The organism is Oceanispirochaeta crateris, from assembly GCF_008329965.1.
Lineage (GTDB): Bacteria > Spirochaetota > Spirochaetia > DSM-2461 > DSM-2461 > Oceanispirochaeta > Oceanispirochaeta crateris.
This window is the reverse complement of record NZ_CP036150.1, coordinates 934,972-953,870: the sequence shown is the minus strand read 5'-3', so window position 1 is coordinate 953,870 and position 18,899 is coordinate 934,972. Positions and strand designations below refer to the sequence as shown.

The 18,899-nt window shown below is 45.3% G+C and carries 17 protein-coding genes; 10 read left to right on the top strand and 7 right to left on the bottom strand.

The annotated features are described in order from the left end of the window. Window positions 1-9 precede the first annotated feature (9 nt). Window positions 10-1,311 carry a GTPase HflX gene (gene hflX, locus EXM22_RS04350; protein ID WP_168203340.1) on the bottom strand — a complete coding sequence of 434 codons (1,302 nt, stop codon included), beginning with the start codon at window positions 1,309-1,311 and terminating at the stop codon, window positions 10-12. A gap of 23 nt (window positions 1,312-1,334) precedes the next feature. Further along, complete coding sequence (locus EXM22_RS04345; protein ID WP_149485334.1) at window positions 1,335-2,084, bottom strand: tRNA 2-thiocytidine biosynthesis TtcA family protein; 750 nt, start codon at window positions 2,082-2,084, stop codon at window positions 1,335-1,337. A 187-nt stretch (window positions 2,085-2,271) separates the two neighbouring features. On the opposite strand from EXM22_RS04345, the gene EXM22_RS04340 reads away from it, so the two are divergent. Continuing rightward, window positions 2,272-3,153: a DMT family transporter gene (locus EXM22_RS04340; RefSeq protein ID WP_149485333.1), complete on the top strand. Its 882-nt coding sequence runs from the start codon at window positions 2,272-2,274 to the stop codon at window positions 3,151-3,153. An 11-nt stretch (window positions 3,154-3,164) separates the two neighbouring features. Here the strand turns inward: EXM22_RS04340 and msrB are convergent, their stop codons facing one another. The 4 genes from msrB to EXM22_RS04320 all read right to left on the bottom strand — a co-directional run bounded on the left by msrB (window position 3,165) and on the right by EXM22_RS04320 (window position 5,789). After that, entirely contained in the window at window positions 3,165-3,623 is a 459-nt protein-coding gene (gene msrB, locus EXM22_RS18325; RefSeq protein WP_149485332.1) for a peptide-methionine (R)-S-oxide reductase MsrB, read from the bottom strand. Between the two features lies 1 nt (window position 3,624). Then, entirely contained in the window at window positions 3,625-4,170 is a 546-nt protein-coding gene (msrA, locus tag EXM22_RS18320) for a peptide-methionine (S)-S-oxide reductase MsrA (protein ID WP_210411553.1), read from the bottom strand. 68 nt (window positions 4,171-4,238) lie between these two features. Then, window positions 4,239-4,931 carry a lysophospholipid acyltransferase family protein gene (locus tag EXM22_RS04325; protein ID WP_149485331.1) on the bottom strand — a complete coding sequence of 231 codons (693 nt, stop codon included), beginning with the start codon at window positions 4,929-4,931 and terminating at the stop codon, window positions 4,239-4,241. Between the two features lie 147 nt (window positions 4,932-5,078). Further along, complete coding sequence (locus EXM22_RS04320; protein ID WP_168203339.1) at window positions 5,079-5,789, bottom strand: pseudouridine synthase; 711 nt, start codon at window positions 5,787-5,789, stop codon at window positions 5,079-5,081. A 127-nt stretch (window positions 5,790-5,916) separates the two neighbouring features. Here EXM22_RS04320 and EXM22_RS04315 point away from each other — a divergent pair, with 127 nt between their 5' ends. The 9 genes from EXM22_RS04315 to EXM22_RS04275 all read left to right on the top strand — a co-directional run bounded on the left by EXM22_RS04315 (window position 5,917) and on the right by EXM22_RS04275 (window position 18,066). Further along, entirely contained in the window at window positions 5,917-6,111 is a 195-nt protein-coding gene (locus tag EXM22_RS04315) for a YwbE family protein (RefSeq protein WP_149485329.1), read from the top strand. Window positions 6,112-6,335: 224 nt separating this feature from the next. Then, window positions 6,336-6,800, top strand: coding sequence for a hypothetical protein (locus EXM22_RS04310; RefSeq protein WP_149485328.1), 465 nt, complete (start codon window positions 6,336-6,338; stop codon window positions 6,798-6,800). Continuing rightward, window positions 6,800-8,209, top strand: coding sequence for a TolC family protein (locus tag EXM22_RS04305; protein ID WP_246157105.1), 1,410 nt, complete (start codon window positions 6,800-6,802; stop codon window positions 8,207-8,209). Before EXM22_RS04310 ends, EXM22_RS04305 begins: the two co-directional genes overlap by 1 nt. Further along, complete coding sequence (locus EXM22_RS04300) at window positions 8,191-9,540, top strand: efflux RND transporter periplasmic adaptor subunit (RefSeq protein WP_149485326.1); 1,350 nt, start codon at window positions 8,191-8,193, stop codon at window positions 9,538-9,540. The genes EXM22_RS04305 and EXM22_RS04300 overlap by 19 nt, the downstream gene beginning before the upstream one ends. Then, window positions 9,537-10,988 carry an Ig-like domain-containing domain gene (locus EXM22_RS04295; protein WP_149485325.1) on the top strand — a complete coding sequence of 484 codons (1,452 nt, stop codon included), beginning with the start codon at window positions 9,537-9,539 and terminating at the stop codon, window positions 10,986-10,988. The genes EXM22_RS04300 and EXM22_RS04295 overlap by 4 nt, the downstream gene beginning before the upstream one ends. Window positions 10,989-11,011: 23 nt before the next feature. Beyond that, entirely contained in the window at window positions 11,012-12,391 is a 1,380-nt protein-coding gene (locus tag EXM22_RS04290) for an Ig-like domain-containing domain (protein ID WP_246157104.1), read from the top strand. Next, complete coding sequence (locus EXM22_RS18395; protein WP_149485323.1) at window positions 12,388-13,632, top strand: efflux RND transporter permease subunit; 1,245 nt, start codon at window positions 12,388-12,390, stop codon at window positions 13,630-13,632. Before EXM22_RS04290 ends, EXM22_RS18395 begins: the two co-directional genes overlap by 4 nt. Continuing rightward, a complete protein-coding gene (locus EXM22_RS18485; protein ID WP_281289978.1) occupies window positions 13,590-15,275 on the top strand; it encodes an efflux RND transporter permease subunit in 1,686 nt (561 codons plus the stop codon). The genes EXM22_RS18395 and EXM22_RS18485 overlap by 43 nt, the downstream gene beginning before the upstream one ends. Further along, the gene (locus tag EXM22_RS04275) at window positions 15,268-18,066 is read left to right on the top strand and encodes an efflux RND transporter permease subunit (protein WP_149485321.1); all 2,799 of its coding nucleotides are present in this window, start codon (window positions 15,268-15,270) and stop codon (window positions 18,064-18,066) included. Before EXM22_RS18485 ends, EXM22_RS04275 begins: the two co-directional genes overlap by 8 nt. A 433-nt stretch (window positions 18,067-18,499) precedes the next feature. On the opposite strand, the gene EXM22_RS04270 is transcribed toward EXM22_RS04275, so the two are convergent. Continuing rightward, entirely contained in the window at window positions 18,500-18,793 is a 294-nt protein-coding gene (locus tag EXM22_RS04270) for a HigA family addiction module antitoxin (RefSeq protein WP_149485320.1), read from the bottom strand. Window positions 18,794-18,899: the final 106 nt, after the last annotated feature.

Genomic DNA, 18,899 nt, shown 5'->3' with positions numbered 1-18,899 from the left:
CGGACTTAACTAGACTTTGATGTACTCGTTGAGCATCTTTTGATCCTTGGCAGATAAAATGGCTTCCATCCTGATCCCCTCATCAACATACTCTTCAACCATGACAACGCTGTTGCGCCGTATATAGGCTACTATATCCCACTTGTCTGCAGGGATCAACAAGGATTTAACGGGGAGTTCGGCTTCCAGGACTTCCTGAATTCCCATTTCCAACTTCTCTTTTCCAAAACCCGTTTTTGCCGAAAGCATGACCACGGTATGCTTTTCATTGTTGAGAAAATGGTGCAGTTCCTCCGGATCATCCAGCTTGTCTGTTTTATTAAAAACCAGGAGTACCGGTTTATCCCCCGCTCCCAGTTCGTCCAGAACATCCTCTGTAACCTTGCGCTGTTCACGCCATTCAGGGTTACTGATGTCAATCACATGGATGACCGCATCGGCCATGACCGCTTCTTCCAGGGTCGATTTAAAGGCTTCTACCAGGTTATGAGGCAGTTTGCGGATAAAACCAACCGTATCGGTGATGACCACCTGCCGTCCTCCGGGAAGATGAACCCGCCGGGATGTAGGGTCCAAGGTGGCAAAAAGTTTATCTTCAGCCAGAACATCCGCTCCGGTCATCATATTGAGCAAGGAGGATTTACCAGCATTGGTATAACCCACAACAGAGAGTGTGGGAACAGGAAGAGACCGCCGCCGTTTCCTCTGGGTCTCCCGATTCTTTCTAACCTGAGCCAGTTCCTTTTTCAGGGAGGCAATTTTTTTCAACACCATCCGGTGGTCCGTTTCGAGCTGGGTTTCACCCTTACCTCTGGTTCCCTTTGCTCCCCCTCTTTGACGGGACAGGTGGGTCCAGGCCCGTGTCAGCCTCGGCAGGCTGTACTGCATCCTGGCTAAGGCAATCTGGAGTACGGCTTCACGGGTGGAAGCCCTGTCTGCAAAGATGTCCAGGATGACTTCTTCCCTGTCTATGACTGTGATATTCATATCGTATTCGAGATTTCTCTGCTGGGAGGGAGAAAGATCATAATCAAAGATGACAAGATCGGCCTGGACCTCATGAACCAGATCTCTGATCTCTTCCATCTTGCCCTTGCCCACCAGGGTTCTGGGGTTTGTTTTTCTCAGCTTTACCATCACTGTGTGCACAGGGGGGATGCCCATGGTCTCCGCCAGACTCGCCAGTTCATTCAGGTGATTCTCTGCTTCAAAAGCACTGTCACCCTCATCCTGGATTCCAATTAAAAGAGAGCGTTCACACTTTTGTGACAGAATATCCCGTTCTTCCAGTCGTTCAAATACAGGTTCCAAATAGACCTCCCGATCTGATGCTATTATGTCTCTGAATCTTCTTCGTTGTCCAGAAGGCTATAGGGCATGTAACGATGAACCGGGTTGCACATGGCTTCAAAGATGCTGTCTTTGACACCCTGTCCTTCCGATTCGGCAATGATTTCGATGATCTTTCGGGCTTCCAGCCTGACAGAGGTTGTCCCATAGGTACAGACCGCCGCAGCCTTCAGAAGATCTTTCTCTTTTGAAAAATCTATAATTTCCTGCTCTTTGACATAGGCCAGGGGACGAATAACCGTAAAGGGATATTTGTCATATTTGAGCTTGGGTAGCATGGTTGAGAGCTCCGATTTTTGCATCATATTCATGAAGAATGTTTCCAGAATATCATCCAAATGGTGCCCCAGGGCAATCTTATTGTATCCGTTCTCACCGGCATAGCGCATGAGTTCCATACGCCTCTGGGTAGAACACCAGTAACAGTTCATTGATTTTCCAGGTTTGAGTCTCTTCATGATGGGCACCTTCACAATCTCGAAGGGAACTCCCCACTCCTCCATGAGCTCTGCCATCACCGGAGACTTACCGCAGCCGGGAAAATCTCCTTCTATATGAACGGCCCCCAGCTCGAAGGGAATAGGAAATCCATTTTGTTTATGCCCTAAGAAATAGGACATGGCCAAAGAATCCTTCCCTCCTGAAACGGCCAGAAGTATTTTATCTCCCGGTTCTATGAGGTTAAACTTAAAAATGGCTTTATCGACTTTCCGTGAAAGGGTTTTAGATGACATTACAATTCCGTCCTTTGGGTCCGTATAGCGGCCTATTCTACATTTGCCGGAAAAATACCGCAATCCCCGGGAAGTCCGTCCCCCAAGGTTCTATTCAAAAGACGGTTGATCTGATAATTTTCAATAGCATTATTTCCAGATTCATTCCCCAGGTCCTACCCGGATGATTTAATACAGGAGAAGCACTATGTATGCAGGCGAAATAGCGGCCTTGATGGCCACGGGTTGCTGGATGATCTCTGCCCTTTCATTTGAGGCCTCAGGTAAGAGAATAGGTTCCCTGCCTGTTAACATCATCCGCCTCGTCCTGGGTATCTGTTTCATGGAACTTTTTCTCATTTTTACCAGAGCTGTCTGGATACCGGTTATACCAGAAGATGGTTCTTTCTGGCTGATGTATGCCTCGGGCTTTGTCGGTTTCTTTATCGGTGATATGATGCTCTTCCGCTCCTATGTTGAAATAGGTTCCCGCGTGGCTCTTCTGATCCTGAGTTTTGTTCCTCCCATCACGGCCTTCATGGAGTGGATTATCCTGGGACAGCTTTTGTCTCTCCAGGGATGGATCAGCATGGCTGTGACCCTGACGGGTGTTCTCCTGGTCCTTTTAAAAAGTGAAGATAAAAAATTCAAACTGAAACATCCCATAAAGGGGATACTTCTGGCTGTGGGCGGAACCCTCGGGCAATCCACGGGAATGATCCTCAGCCGCTCAGGCATTGGCAGTGCCGACCCTGTTCAGGCCACTCTGATTCGTGCGTTGGCCGCTTTGACGGGGTTTATCCCCTTCTTCTTCATCCTGGGCATATGGCCCAAGGTCTTTAAGGGGATGAGGAATAAACAGGCCATGGCCCAACTCTCTCTGGGGTCACTTTTCGGTCCTTTCATCGGTGTAACGCTCATGCTCTATGCCATGCAGCACACCACGGCAGCCAGAGTGTCCATCATCACCGCCTTGATTCCCGTGGTAGTCATCCCCCCCTCCATCATCCTGTTTAAGGATAAAATTGGCATGAGAGAGCTTATTGGAGCCTGCATTGCCGTATTTGGGGTGATCATCCTTTTCATTTAGGTTCAAAATTCTTATTTTTCAAAAAACTTTTTATACTCGCCGTAGCCTTCCGATTCCAGCCTGTCTAGGGGTATGAAGCGCAAAGAGGCGGAATTGATGCAGTAGCGCAAACCTCCCGGGAGGGGGCCATCGTTGAAGAGGTGGCCCAGATGGGCATCGCCGATGCTGCTGCGAACTTCGGTTCTGACCATATGATGGGACAGGTCCTTTTTCTCAATGATTCTCTCCTCTTCCAGGGCCGATGAAAAACTGGGCCATCCACAGCCGGAATCAAATTTATCCCTTGAGCTGAACAGGGGCTCTCCCGTGGTGATATCCACATAAAGTCCCTCTTCCCGGTGGTCATGAAACTCATTGGCAAAGGCCCTTTCAGTTCCATTTTTTTGTGTAACCGCATATTGGATATCCGTCAGTTTTTCTTTGAGTTCATTCGTATCTGCTTTGCTCCACCTCTGCTCTTTTTGACTCATTTTATTTTGCCCCCCAATGAATTTCGAGAAACTGATCTCTGCCGGACTGGCTTCGGTAGGCCTTGTATTGATTCTCCGACTTTACATGATATTCCTGATGATACTCTTCTGCTTCAAAGAACCGGGTGGCCCTTATAATGTCTGTCACAATGGGTTTATCAAACAGACCGGAGGCTTCCAGTTTTTTTTTGGACTCATAGGCCTCATTCTTCTGATCCGAATTGTGATAAAAGATGGCGGTCTTGTACTGGCTGCCCTTATCATAAAACTGACCGGATGGATCGGTAGGATCTATCTGATGCCAGAAGACATCCAGGAGCCGGGAATAAGGGATGACATGGGGGTTGAATTGGATTTGAACGGCTTCATAATGCCCGGTTTGACCCGTACAGACTTCTTTATAACTTGGATTTTGAGTGGTTCCGCCGCAATAACCGGCTCGGACCTGCTCCACTCCCTGCAGCGCAGAGAAGGGTCCTTCCATGCACCAGAAACAACCGCCGGCAAAAGTTGCTTTTTCCAGAGAATGATCACTTTGTTGATTCATATAAAGCTCCTTATATATATTCTTAATTCAATCATAATTAAAAATACCTTCAGGAGCAAATCTATATATTAGTTGATCACCGATTCTTTGATTCTTCTGAGGTATTGAGGTTCGACATCTGTCTTTCCCTTGTAGACACCGTGATACTCCTCGGGCATCAGTTTGGCAATTTCGACCATAACTTCATCGGCGATCTGCTGTCTTACTGTGGAATCCATTTTAACGCCCTCGGGAACAGCAATTTCCACAGGATCTCCCACACGTATGACAAAGGGGGTTCTTTTCAATTTTTTCAAATTGGAAGACAACTTCTCCCCTCCCCAGTGAGCCATGGGGATAATGGGGGCATTGCCTTTTTGAGCAAACATGATGACTCCCGCCTTACCGCTTCCCAGCTGGCCATCTCCGCTTCTGGTTCCCTCTGGTGCCAGGCAAAGAAAATCGCCCCCTTCTAGAACTTTGACACAGTTTTTCATTCCCTGAATATCGATGGTTCCTCTTTTAATGGGCAGAACCTCCCAGAGGTTCATCAGAAATGCGGTGACTTTCTTATCCCAGAGTTCTGATTTTGCCATGGCAATGGTCCGTCGGGGTCTCATAAAGATGTAAAAAATAGGGGCTTCCAGAAAACTGATATGATTAATAACCAGGATATAAGGCCCTTTTTTGGGGATTTTATACAACTCTGAGGTATCTATTTTGCATGTAGCCCTTAAAATCACCTTAATAATACTGTTGACTATACTTTGAGAGACAGACATTTTCCAAACTCCTTTTGGATACCCTCCAGGATTTCATGAGCTGAAACCCTGAGAATAAAGTGGCAAAAACTGCCTGATCATGACAGCTCACCCCGTTAATTGTCCCGATTATACAGAGCATCCGGGACATCTACAATAGCGATCAGCTTAAGCCCCGGACCATTGAAAGCGTTCAAAAACCTTTTCGAACCTGAGGGCCGCCGGAGAATTGATGCTAAGGTCCTCATTTGTGATGGGGTGGACAAATTCAATACATCGGGCATGCAGCATCAATCCCTCTACCTGGAAGTGTTCTGAAAAATGATGATTAGAAAAGGTATCCCCATGGGATGTATCACCCACAATGGGATATCCCAGGCTCGCAAGATGCCTGCGTATCTGATGAAACCGGCCGGTTTGGGGTTGTACTTCTACAAGAGAATAGCGGGATGTGTCATATTTTCTTGATGGTATATCCAGTTCTGCTGTCTTTAGCCTGCGGTAATGGGTCGTGGCTTCTTTAATTGATCCGCTTTCATAGTCTTTTAAGGATGTGTCGATGACTCCCTCTTGGGGAATATACCCCCGGACCACAGCCCAATAGGTTTTTTTGACCTGTCCATTTCTGAATTGAGATGAAAGCAGGGCCGCTGCTTCAGAACTAAAGGAGGCGGCGAGAACTCCCGAAACCGGCCTGTCCAGACGGTGTACAGGGAGGGGGGGATTTTCAAACTGTCGATACAGCCGCTTTACCAAAGTCTCTCTGTCGGAGGAGAAGAGGCTTCTGTGTATTAAGAGGCCTGCCGGTTTATCGATAATGGCATAATGCTCGTCTTCCCAGAGAATACTCAGGGGATTATCAATCGGGTTATCAGTCATACCTGCCATATTATCTTAAATTGTTCAGATTCTGTATGTGTATGAGATTTTTTTTGTGTCTTTAAGCCTTTTTTTTGAATTGGAACGGGGTATGGAAAGGTTTGTGCTTGTAGATTAGAATGAATCCATGAATGGACAAAACAGAGAGAATATCAAAGCCGGTCTTAAAGTGGCCATCGTATTGAAACAGGATCAGAGATCGGGTAAACGGACAGAAGGAATCGTAGCGGATCTTCTGACAAAATCATCTTTTCATCCCCACGGGATAAAAGTCAGACTGACCGATGGTCAGGTTGGGAGAGTTCAGGAAATCCTTGAATAGTTTTTCTCATCTCCTTTTCCAAACCTCCTCTTCCCAGCTTTCCTTACAGCCCCATTCCATGATCTCCCTTTAGGACTCTATGCGGGAATAGGGTCTGGAATTTTTCCTGGAATCAGAACAGAACCATGAAGCAATGGATCTTTTTCATGCGTTTACCATACACAAGGACCCCTAAAATGGGTGTTCTAAAGTGGATAGTTCTGTTCTGACCATAGGAAAAACCGATGAAAATGAGATCCTTTATTATTCTCATCCCCCTCCTGCTTTTTACCCCGTCCTGCACTACCATGAAAATCCTGCCGGGATATGCAAAACACAATCTTTTCATGAATACCCGGTCAGAGGAGCAGGTCTTTCTCCTTAGCGGAAATATAAGCCTTAAAAGCGATATGAATCGGGATGAGACATTGAGCCTGGCCAAGCAGACTCTCACCCTTCTCATAGACAGACAAAACAGCCAGATCACAAAAAAAGACGCCAAAGAAGCCAGGGTCAACCTTTATCTAAGAGAGTATTCCTTCTTAAAAGATTACAGACTCGTCAAGACACTCGCTCTCGAACTGCTCATAGTGAATGCAGAAGGGGATTTCCTGGCCAGGTATTATCATACAGAAGAATCTGAAAATTCTTTTTTTTCATCGTCCTTCCTGTACGGTCAGCTCGAAAAGGGGTTTAAAAAACTGTTTTGATGGAACACCTTGCCCCCTTGTTCATCATCCTTCTGATTTCGGCCTCCGCAGTTCATGGACTGAGCCTGAAGACCATGAACCTTGATGAGTCGGTGCAGCTTGCTCTAGAACAGAACGAGCTTATCGTCAATGATAATTTTGAAAGACTGGATGCCTGGCGCAGACTCCATCTGCAGCTTCGTCAATTTTTTCCAAGCCTCCAGTTGGGATACTCAGCAACAGATTCTGTAACCCAAAATTCACCGGATTCCAGGATAAAAAAACTGAGTGTATCCCTGAGTCAGGTCCTTTTCAACGGAGGACGGGATCTAGCCGCCTACCGCTCAAGCTATCGAGATCTGAAACTCCGGGATCTCCAGGCCCGGGACCTCAGCGAAGAGATTGCCCATGAGGTTGTTCTCCAATATGTAGATGTTCTTAAAAACATCCAGGTTCTTGAAATCCAAAACCGCTCTTTTGAAAATCTGCTGGAACAAATCAAAATTGCGGCTCTTGAAATGGAATTGGGCACCATGAAGGAGTCTGATTTTCTAGAAATCCAAATCAATGCCATAGAATATTCTCTGAATATAAAAGACACAGAAGAAGGTCTCCTTCAGAGCCGCTATGCTCTGGCTACGCTGTTATACCTACCCCTGGAACAACTGCCCCCCCTTTCGGGACAGTTGAATCAGGATTATAAGGGAGATTCTCCCTTGTTCACCCATGGAACTCCCAATGATATTTCTCTTTTGAAAACCAAAGCACAGGAATACAATACGGATCTGATGAGCCTCTATAGGCAGGAGAGCAATGCCCGAAGAGCGCTTCTGGATTCAAGAATCCATTGGATTCCCAAAATAGAGGCCACATTTGATTACTCCCTGTCGGCCATGGATTTTCCTCTGGATGAACCATCCTTTTCCCTGGGTCTGGACTTCAGCTTCCAGACCCCCCTTTTGCCGGGCAGTATAGGGGTTCAGGCGGGAAAATCCAGCAGGAGCGAACATAATTTATCGACCGACTCAGCACTCTACATAGGAGAGAATTTGGAAGGTCTTGCCGATTCATTCTCATCGGGAACCGCCCTCTATTCTATGCAGCGCCGTTTGGAGGAGATGAAGCGTTCCATAGACCATCAGGTTAGAGCCCTCACCCACTCCATACAACTGAACCTGCAGAGGCTGGAGGTCACTAGAGAAAAAATCAGGATGGAGTCGGAAAAGCTCAAAATTGAAGAGTCCAGGATGAACATAGGAGAACTGACCAGACTCGATTACATCATGTCCGAAATCCGCCTGGCCAATCAAAAAACAGAGCTAATAGAAAATATAGTCATCCTCTACAGCAACGAAATTGAACTTGAAAAGATCTGCGGGATGACCAGGAACAGACAGGAGGGAACTCTCATATGGTATCCGGACAAATGATGAAACAGGAACTGCTCCTCTTTTGTTGCCTTTTGATCACTTTCAGTTGTAATAAAAAAATCCCCGAAGAATCGAATCCCCAGGAAGAAGTGCCGCTGATACAGGGATATGTGTGCCAAAAAGAGCTGACAAAGAATGAGATCAGAACCTATGGAACCATCGGCTACCTGTATAAAGCGGATGTTGTACCCACTTTTGGAGAGACCATAAACGATCTGTATTTTGAAGAGGGAGATCCCGTTAAGGAAGGTGAGCTATTGGCGCTCCTGGATTTTAGAAAGCTGGAACTTCAGATGGAAGAGACAAAGGCGGATATTGACACAAAACATGCGGCACTGCTTCTGGCGGATCAAAAATTGAATGACAGCAGGCGGACCATGGAATCTCATTTTCTGACCATAAAAAATGCCGAGTTGGACCTGGAACAAAAGAGGGAGGATCTGCACCGGATTCACTCGATCCTAGAAAATAAAAAGCTGCTCTTTGAAGCCGGGGGAATCACCGAAGAGGAGCTTCTTTCGGTTGAACTGAACTCAAGGGAAAAAGAAACGGCCTTAAAACAATCGGAGTACAGTCTCAAAATGAAGAAGATAGGATTCCGAGAGGAAGACCTACTCCAGGAAGGTTTCAAACTACCGGAAGATCAGGATGAATGGATCAATTTATTCATAGAGCTGAACACGAGGGTCCAAACAGCAGAGGCTCAGCTTGCCAGATCGGAATGGGAGGCAGCCTTAACAAGGATAAAGACTCTGGAACTGTACATGGATGAATGCCGGATCAGAGCTCCCATCGATGGCATCATCGCTAAAAAATATATGAATATAGGTGAAAAAGCACAGGAGGATCAGCCCCTTTACATGATCTATCCCATAGACCGTGTATTGGCAATTCTCCAATTAAGCGAAAAGGAACTGCTGAATATAAAAATTGGTCAGGAAGTTCGTATTTTAAGTGATCGGGATGGATTTGAACACTGGGGTCACATCCACAGGATTTCCCCATGGATTCAAAAAGAATCCAGAAGCTCTGAGGTAAGGGTCATGATAGACAATCGTGAAGCTGCCTTTAAAATTGGACAATTTGTAAGAGTACAGATCCAGTTGAGTCAGCCCGAAGAGCAGATAGTCATACCAGACGAAGCGTTAAGCCGTGGAGACGCGTCTTCTGTCTTTGTTATTCGCAGGAATATAGTGTTTCTTAAAAAAATAATCCTTGGTGAAGAAGCAGATGGAAAATATCCCGTCTTAGACGGCCTGGCAGAGGGTGATCATATTGTCATGAGTCCTCCTGAATCACTGATGAACGGAATGGAAGTGAGGGTCCGATGAAAGGTCGGTGGCTAACGATATGCTTCCTTGCCCTGGTTTCTATGGGCTGTAAACTTGTGGATCTGACTCAGCAACAAGATTTTATCTCTTCCCCCTCAAAGGAGTATGAAGTACTGCCCGGCGGGAGTCCTGTGAGCATCATTTTTACCCGGGGTGTAGATCATTATTCCGTTGAAAATATTGTAAGCATCAAAGATTATGAGGGAAAACTGGATATCCGATTCCAATGGAAAGATGAGAAGACCCTCTGGATTGAGCCCCTATCCGAGCCGGTGTCTGGCCTGGAGTACCGCCTGGAAATTATTGGTTTTTACCGTTTTAGTAACGGGAAAACCGCCGAATCCAAGTGTTCTCTTCCCTTCTATTGGGACAAAAAAGAGCTGACACCCCTAAGAGTCCTATCTGTCCACCCCTCCTCAGGAGTGCTTGGCTCAGAAGAAACCGAGATAGGAATCCTGTTTTCATCGAAAGTTGAGGATTCCACCCTGCTCAGGGGATTCAGTATCAGCCCGAACACAAAGGTAGAGACCACATGGTCCGAACAGACTCTGCTTGTGAGCCCCCGGGAGAAATGGGAAAACCTGGAGACCTATACCCTCAGGTTCTCCAAGGATGTAGAAGACCAGGATGGTAATCCATTATTGGCCGGATATGAACACTCCTTTTTTGCCCAATACGGTACTGATATCCCCTCGGTCATGTCTGTGGGAAGTTGTAGCAGAGACCTGTCAGGAGGATTCGAATCTCTGGAAGCAGATTTGACCAACCTCGCTGTGGATCAGGCCCTGAGAATCCGATTTTCACAAGCCATGGATCACATAAGTACAGAAAATGCTCTGTCCCTCAGCCCTTCATTGGCGGGTGATTTTTTCTGGCAAGAAGACCCCCAAAGACCAGGGATTGAAGATCTTATATTTCTTCCGGAAGACCGCTTTGTCATGTCCCAGTCGTACAGGCTCGGCCTCGCCACATCGGCACGAGGAAATACAGGGATCCAGATGACTTCCGACTTTATTCTTATTTTTACTCCCAATCTTGAAGAGTTGGCCCTGACCTGTATGGAATGCCTTTCCTATGGGGGCTTCTCACTCAATGATTTTAGTTCTGATACTTCTTATGATCTTCCGGCCGGCCCGGTCTCCCCTTTCAGTCTGACCTTCCGTTTTACCTTTTCAAGGCCCTTCATCAGCGACAGGGAAAAACAGGAAGTTCAGAACAGTCTTAAAATTTATGAAATATTCAGTTCCGGAGGCAGTCCCCAGGCCGGATTATTTTCCTGGAGCAGCGATTATTCAATGACTGTTCTTTTCAATGGCTTCAATGCGGACAATGAGCAGGAATACTACTATATGATTGAACTTCCCGGGGGTGAAGGAGGAATTATCAACGATGAAGGCAGTTTTCTGCCCTCCCCGGTCCGGCAGCTCTTTCGGATAGGCCCCTTATGAAAAGGAGTCCCCTTTTGTACCTGATGTTATGCCTCCCTTTCTTTACGAACTGCCGTTTTATGGAAGAGTTCAGGCATATGGACACCCCTGTTGTTGAAGCTTGGTTTCCGGGAGAAGGGTTTCAGGATGGAACGCAAGTTCAGGAAGTGAGTCTTATCTTTTCCACAAAGATGGATAGAAACCTCAGTGAAAAGGCCTTTTCTCTAACTGAGGATGCCCTTGAAATTCAAGGATTTTTTACATGGGATGAAAAGAAAATGAGATTCCGGCCCTATCTGGGATTTCAGGAGAACAAATCTTACCGTCTGAATCTTCAAGATACAGCCGAAGACAGATACGGCAACTCCTTGCCTCATGAATGGTCTGCAAATTTTTTTACGGGAGAGGACCAGGACCCGCCCTTTTTTATAAGCGCCTTCCCCACCGACAGTTCGAACATTACAGATCTCAGGCAAGAGTTTACCCTTGAGTTTTCTGAGCCCCTGGATCAGCAGAGCTTCATAGAGGCTTTTTCAATATCCCCGAATTTGAAGTTTTACCTCCAATGGATGGATACTTCGGTCATTTTCCATCCTCTGGAAGATTTTAAACCGGGAGAAATATACGATATGACTATATCAAAATCCCTGATGGACCCATGGGGGAACCCGATGGACAGAGATGTGAATCTTTCTTACAAAGTCCCCGTACGGGAAGATCCCGTTCTGGAATATCTCCTCCTGACCTCAAGTGGAACGCCTCTTCTCCCGGGAGAGATCCATCCGGGTGTGGAAAAAGATGATGAGATTACAGGGCATATGGATAAGCCCCTGAATGAAGAAGAACGGCTCAATTTTATAAACCTTCTTCCAGACTCCCCTTACAATGTGACATGGGACAGCAACTGTCAGGATTTTACCCTCCGTTTTGAATCTCTCCATTGGGAGTACGACTATGAGATGACAATAATGGATGAGAAATTCCTTCTTTTGGTAAATGGTGAGAAAAGCCGTCCTCCAGAAGTACTGTCCTTGTCTTTTTGCGCCGACAGTGCCACCGGGAATCCTCAGATTCTGAGTCTGAACTCGGCTCTGGGGGCTATAGATTCTTCAACGGCCTTCCTGGATTTTCTCTTTTCCCGCTCACCCGCAGGAGAGATCAGTCAATTTGCGTTTATGGATGCCTTTGGCATCGATTCATCGGTTGTGAGTTTTGTGCCGACTGAATATGAACTGTACCATGGAACGCTCAACCCGGAACCTGTGAGAATACCCGCATCCAATGAAAGTCTGATTAGAATCCATCTGGATATTGTTGATTCAGGACTTCCCGGGGTGATTACCTTCTCCCTGTCCGAATCTCTGACGGACACCCTGGGCAATCCTCTGGTAGATCCCTGGACAATGACTGTGAATCAGCCATGAACCTTCATCTCTGGGCCCAAGATCATCCTATTTCCGTTCTCATGGCCTGGACGGGGATGATTCTCTTTGGTGTCATCTCATTTTTTGAACTGCCTAGAGAGGAGCTTCCCGCACTTAAAGTACCAGAAATACGAATTGCGGCAGCCTTTTCGGGGTTTCCTCCCGAAGAAATGGAACAGCTTGTTACCATTCCCATGGAAAATGCACTGTCCACGGTCAGGGATATTAAAGCAATGAATTCCGTATCCAAGGCAGGAACAAGTTCTGTCAGCTTAACCTTTGATTGGAAAGCCGACCTATCACAGGCCTCAGTGGAGATCCGTGAAAGCATAGATACCCTCTATCCCCAACTTCCCCAGGGAGTGAAAAAGCCTGTAGTCTACACATCCGACTTATCCGACAGGCCCTGCGTGACCCTGGCTCTCATACCCCATGGGCAATACAAAATTGAAGAACTTTACAACCTCGTTCACAACGAAATTCGGGGAGAGTTTCAATGGCTGGATGATGTGTCTCTTGTTGAATTTAAGGGCCTTAGAAAACCAGTTGTTCACATCGATCTGGATATGAATTCACTCGAAACAATGAACCTGACCGTGAATGAATGCTCGCAAGCGCTTTCCGGATACCTGGTCAGCCGGAGCATCGGTGAAATTTCAGACTCCGGAATTAAACGTCTTGTAAAAATTGATACAGGTCTTTCAAGCCTTCAGGGACTGAAAGATCTCCACCCCTTTCCGGGGAGGGGGATAGCCATCTCGGATATTGCCTCCCTTTCCCTGGATTGCCAGGAACCAACATCCCTGTTCTTACTCGATGATAAACCGGGTATGGGCTTAGACCTTTACAAGAAGGCTTCATCGGGAACCATACAGGCTGTAGACTCCATTTTAAATCGTGTTACAGAACTCCAGAAGGAGTACGAAGACCGTCTTGAAATTGTTCTGCTGGAAGAATCAGGTACCAGTATTAAAAAATCTTTCCAGAATCTGCTGATGACCCTCTTTTGGGGACTGGCAGCCGCAACAGCCGTTCTCTTTGTACTCTACAGAACAGCGTTCATTCCCCTGATCACATCCTTGAGTATTCCGGTCACACTGGTCTTTGTATTTTTTTTTATGCACCTACTCAAGATTTCGCTGAACACACTCTCTTTAATGGGCATGGTGGTCAGCGTCGGACTCATTGCAGACAGCATATTGTCGTTCTGGAAGAGATCAATCAGCCCGAAGGAAAAGTAACCACCATCCTTCGGGCTCTACTGACCTCCGCCCTGACGACCATAATTGTCTTTTTACCGCCCCTTTTTGTTCCGGGAATCACCTCCGTTTTATTCCATGATCTGATTGTAACAATCCTTCTGACCGTCATCCTGACTCTCCCGGTCTCCCTTTCCTTCACCCCTGCCTGTTTCAGCCTGTTATGTGAACCACAAAAGAAGGAAAAATGTAAAACAGAGGATCAGAGGGTTTACAAAAAAATCATAACCTTAGCAGTGAAGAAAACAGGCCTCTTATGGATCTTCATATGTTTATTGATTGTCATCACTGTACTTCTGTTTCACAGCCTTCCCCTTGAAATTCTTCCAGACGAAAATTCAGAGAAGGGAATTCTATCTATGACTTTAGATAGGGATATGGACTTTGAGACGGTGCAAAAAGCGGCTCAAGAAAAAATAAGGACCCTGATGACAAATCATAGGATCAAACAACTGTATCTGGAGTCCGGTTTTGATGTTGACCGCCTGAAAGGGAGATCAGAGGCGGGGCGCAGCCTTCATGACCTCAACATTCATATTCAATTCGACTCAGAAGTGGATGAAAGAGGGTTTAAAAAGTCCCTGTCATCGGGGGAATACTACCAAGCAGAACAGTCCATGTTCGAATCTCTGTTAAGAGGTGACATGGATATAGACAGCCTCTTGTTGTGTCAGGAGAGGGAGCTTTTAGAGGACTATACACTGGAAGAGGGTTTTGAAGATCGGAAGAACAGCCATTTGACAGTCTTCCAGTTTATGGCTGATGAGGAGAGCCTGAACGCCTCCGGACTGGCAGGAATGGATCTACTGAAAACCCTCTCGGCGGACATACAAGGCTCAATAGCCGGAGAGATTCGTCTGTCCAATGATCATGAAAAAACACCGGTTCTACTGAGAGCCTCCACAGAGTACCGCAGCACCCGGGATGACCTGGCTCAAATTGGAATCAAAAATGAAACCAGCCGGATCAGGCTGGAACAGCTGGGAAAAATAGTACAAAAGACCAATTCTGCAGAATTGTACAGATTGAACAGACTGTATATGAGGCCGATCCTGGCAATCCAGCCAGGCTTGGATGAGACAGAGATGAAAGGACTGAAAGACGCACTTCCCACAGACATAAAGATGAACGAGACCATCCATCGGGAAGAAGGACAGTTGATGAGACTCTATCTGTTTGCCCTGGTTCTGATGTTTCTCGTACTGGGTATCCAATCGGGATCGATCCCAAAGGCCCTTCTTCTTTTTTGCTCCATTCCCCTATCCCTTCCCGGAAGTTTTGGTATATTAAAACTCTTTAACCAAAGTTTAAACCTCTACTCTTTTATGGGACTCCTCATACTGCAGGGCACCATCGTCAATGGGGCGATCCTTCTCGTTTCCTCTTATAAGAGTGAGTCTTTAGCCCCTGTACTCACCTCATCGGTAAAACGGATTCGCCCAATTAGCGCTACGGCCTTAACGACCATTGCTGCCTTAGTCCCGATCATCATCACATCCTTCAAAAGTGGTGATTCACAACTGTCTATGCCCCTGGCCGTTTTGGGTGGCATGATTCCCGGTGCAGTTCTGACGATGTTTTTGATCCCGGTCCTCTATATAAGATGTTTTAAAAAACATGATTGATTCAGCACATAGAAACAGAGCGGTCCTTCTGCTTCTGACCCTGTCTCTTCTATTTGTCCTGATCATTGCAGAACTTCAATTTTCATATTACCCACAAAGCGGAAGAAAGATTTTGTCAATCAGTATCGAACTCAAAGGGGTCTGGCAGGACCAAATTGAAACTCTTATAACAAATCCTCTGGAATCGAACCTATTGAGAATGAACCATGTAAAGAAAATGATATCGCGTTCAGAAGATGAACAATCCCAGATCACACTGTTTCTGGATGATGATGCAAATCTTGGTAAATGCTATCTGGAACTGAGGGAAATCCTGGACAGAATGGATTTTCCAGAAAGGACTCAAAAACCACGCATCAGTAAAAATGACAACAATGCTTTGCCTGTTTTCATACTCCAAACTGAATACGGGCTAACAGAGGAAAAAGTAGAATCCCTGTTCAAGCAGGTAAAGGGTGTGGGTCAGATAGATGTTAGCGTTGTTCCGAAGAAGGATGTAAATATCCAGGTCAAACAGGATATGCTTCATTCCATAAATCTAACAACAGGTGAAATGGCTCAGATTCTTAACCGGGAAAACCTTCCTGGATGCCTGGAAATTCAAGGCCAAAAACTTCTGCTCCTTGATTTCCGGTATTCATCCATAGATGATTTCTACAAACAGCAAATAACAAGAGGAATGTGCATGGGAGACATCTCGGAAATTGTTCTGAGTGATGCTATACAGCCCATCCAGTCCAGGGTCAATGGCGAGGAAAAACCGATGGTTTGGATCAAAGAGTCGGGCGATGCCAATACCATTTCTCTATGCCGACAGCTTCGGAGCATCCGGACCCAGCTCGGTAGGACACAAATTTTATATGACAAAGGGATGCTTATAGAACAAGCTCTCAAGGAAATTCTTCAGATACTGATCTTCTCACTTATCTCTGTTATGGGCATTACCTTTTTACTTTTAGGAGATATAAAAAGCAGCATCATACTCTGCCTCAATATTCCTTTTTCACTCTCCGGAACTCTCGCCCTATTTCGTATATTTGGATGGGAGATCGATGTTCTTGTACTGGCAGGACTAGCCTTGTCCACAGGCCTGATCATAGACAGCGGTGTCATATACCTGGAAAGAGGGAGATCAAGGTCTTTTCGTCCAATTATCTTTTCTCTGATCTCGACCCTACTGGTTTTCACATCCTTCCTCTTTGCCCCCTATGAAGTAAAAATACAAAATTCGGGACTCATTGGAGCTCTTTGCTTCAGCCTGATCCTTTCGGTCTTCTACATTCTGATCATCATGAATGGAATCCTTCAAATCAAAAATCCCGGAAGAAAACAAAGCAGAAGAAAACTCCTGGAGGGGCTCTTTATTCCATTGTTCAATTTCAGATATATCAGCTGTATAGCCCTTTTCATACTGTTTATAATTTGTATTTTGTCCATTCAGAACATCACTGTAACACAGGAATTCCCCCTTCCCGATCCTTCTTTGCATTTCAGCATTGAGTACCCCGCAGGTGTTGGGAAAAATAAAATCATAGAAGAGCTGTCCTTTTTTGAAGAAGAACTGTCCCACTTGAATGATGCCGAATTCTATACAAGTAGTTACAGGGATGAAAAAGCAAATTTTCATATCCGTTTAAAAGATGAGAGGCAACGAAATGATCTTATACAGAAGATCAGGAGGACCCTTTCAGGCATTGAAGGGTTTCTATATTTTCAAAGTAGGGACAATGGGGCTGAATCAGTAATCTCTCTGGAAGGTTATGACAGATCGGTCTTATACGCAATGGCCTCAGATCTCGCAAAATCTTTTCATCTTATCACGGGAAACCCAGTCATTCAGCACTACAAAAAACAGCCATCCCTCGTGTTGCTGACACCTAAAATAGAGAGATTCGAAGCTGGAAGTCTAAGCCCCGGGCAGCTTGCTTCCATCCTCGATCTACATTTAAACAGGCCCGTTCTCGGAAAGTGGTTTCCTCCCGGATTAAAACAAATGGACCAGAGAGTATATGATGTTCATATATTTGATCCTGATGACAAAGAGATGAGTCTTCAGGATTTAAAAAGATTCAGGGTTCCCAACAATACAGTGGAGCCGCTTATATCCTTCACAGATTTTTCTGATGAGAAGGCATATGGGGTAATCTATCATGAAAATGGTCTTAGGAGCCTCAGTTTTTCACTCCTTCACCGGGCAGATGCACAAACCGGTCAACTGAAAAACCTCTCTCAAACAATCCAGCAGGTTCTAAACCAAAACCCCTTACCCGAGGGGATCAAAATGAAATGGGGAGAGAATGAACGGGCTCAGCAACACTATATAAGAGGCTTATTCAAGTCACTCTTTATTTCACTGATGTTATTATTGCTATTGCTGTTTTTTCTCTATGAATCATTTTTTTTGCCCCTGTACCTGTTTTCACAGATTCTATTGTGCCACTTAGTCAGCCTTGCAGCCCTAAAAATATCCGGAATGCCCCTATCGTCTCCTGTTTTCTTTTCATTGATTTTAAACACCGGACTTCTGATTAATAACGGCCTTGTAATATTTGGTGATTACTCAAAGAAGAAACCCTCATATACTGAGGTCATTGAGAGGATAAAACTGTGCAGCCCCACGTTAGTGATAGCCGGGTTGACCACCCTGGCCGGACTCATACCCCTCTTCTTTAGACCTTATGAATCGGGGGGGATGCTGCCGGCCCTCTCCCTCACGGTCAGCTCAGGTCTTCTGTTCTCACTCATCCTGCAGCTAGTTAGCATCCCTCTATTCTTCAACCAAAAGGATTAATAAAAAAGGCTGAAATACTCCTCTTTATGTTTGGTATTAGAAGTAATCCCAAAGTCAAAAACAGGAATCCAATCAATAGGATCTATTAAATTCATACCTGGCTCAATGTTCCTGCTCTTCTTTTGCTGACAAGACCATTCCAGAAGAGTTCCATCTTCGGAACTCCCATTAATATTTCAAATTCCAAGCTCAATCCTTATCAAAGCTCCTTCGCCCAAATTGAAGCTTACGAAGAAGTAAAATAAAGACCGTCGGTTTTGCGCATTCGCAAAACACTCCTTTAGTTTCACTTCAACTTCGCATATTCGCGGGACGTTATAGGCAATTTCTGTCTTGTGATTTTTTTAAAAAAAACCTCGGCTTCCGTGCCTCGAAAAGCAATGTCATAAATGATTAGTGTTACCTGATATCATTAGCTTCGATATACAGGTGTTTATGATGCTACTGCATGTGGGATTTTTTTGAGATCATCTTGAATTTTCAGTCTTTCAACTCTTAAGTCAAACTCATCTTGTATTCCTAACCAGAATTCTGCTGAATTACCAAAATAGGCAGATAATCTTAGCGCGGTATCAGCAGTGATTTTTCTTCGACCTTTTAAAATTTCAGATATTCGAGTTGATGGCATATTTGTATCTTTCGATAAACGATACGCAGTAATACTCATAGGTATCAAGAATTCCTCATTCAGGATCTCACCGGGAGTAATATCGGGTATTCTGTTCATCTTAATCTCCTAATGATAATCAATTATCACTACTTCAGATGGAGAACCTTCATTCCGATTTAAACAAACTCTCCATTGATCAATAATTCTTATGCTATATTGACCT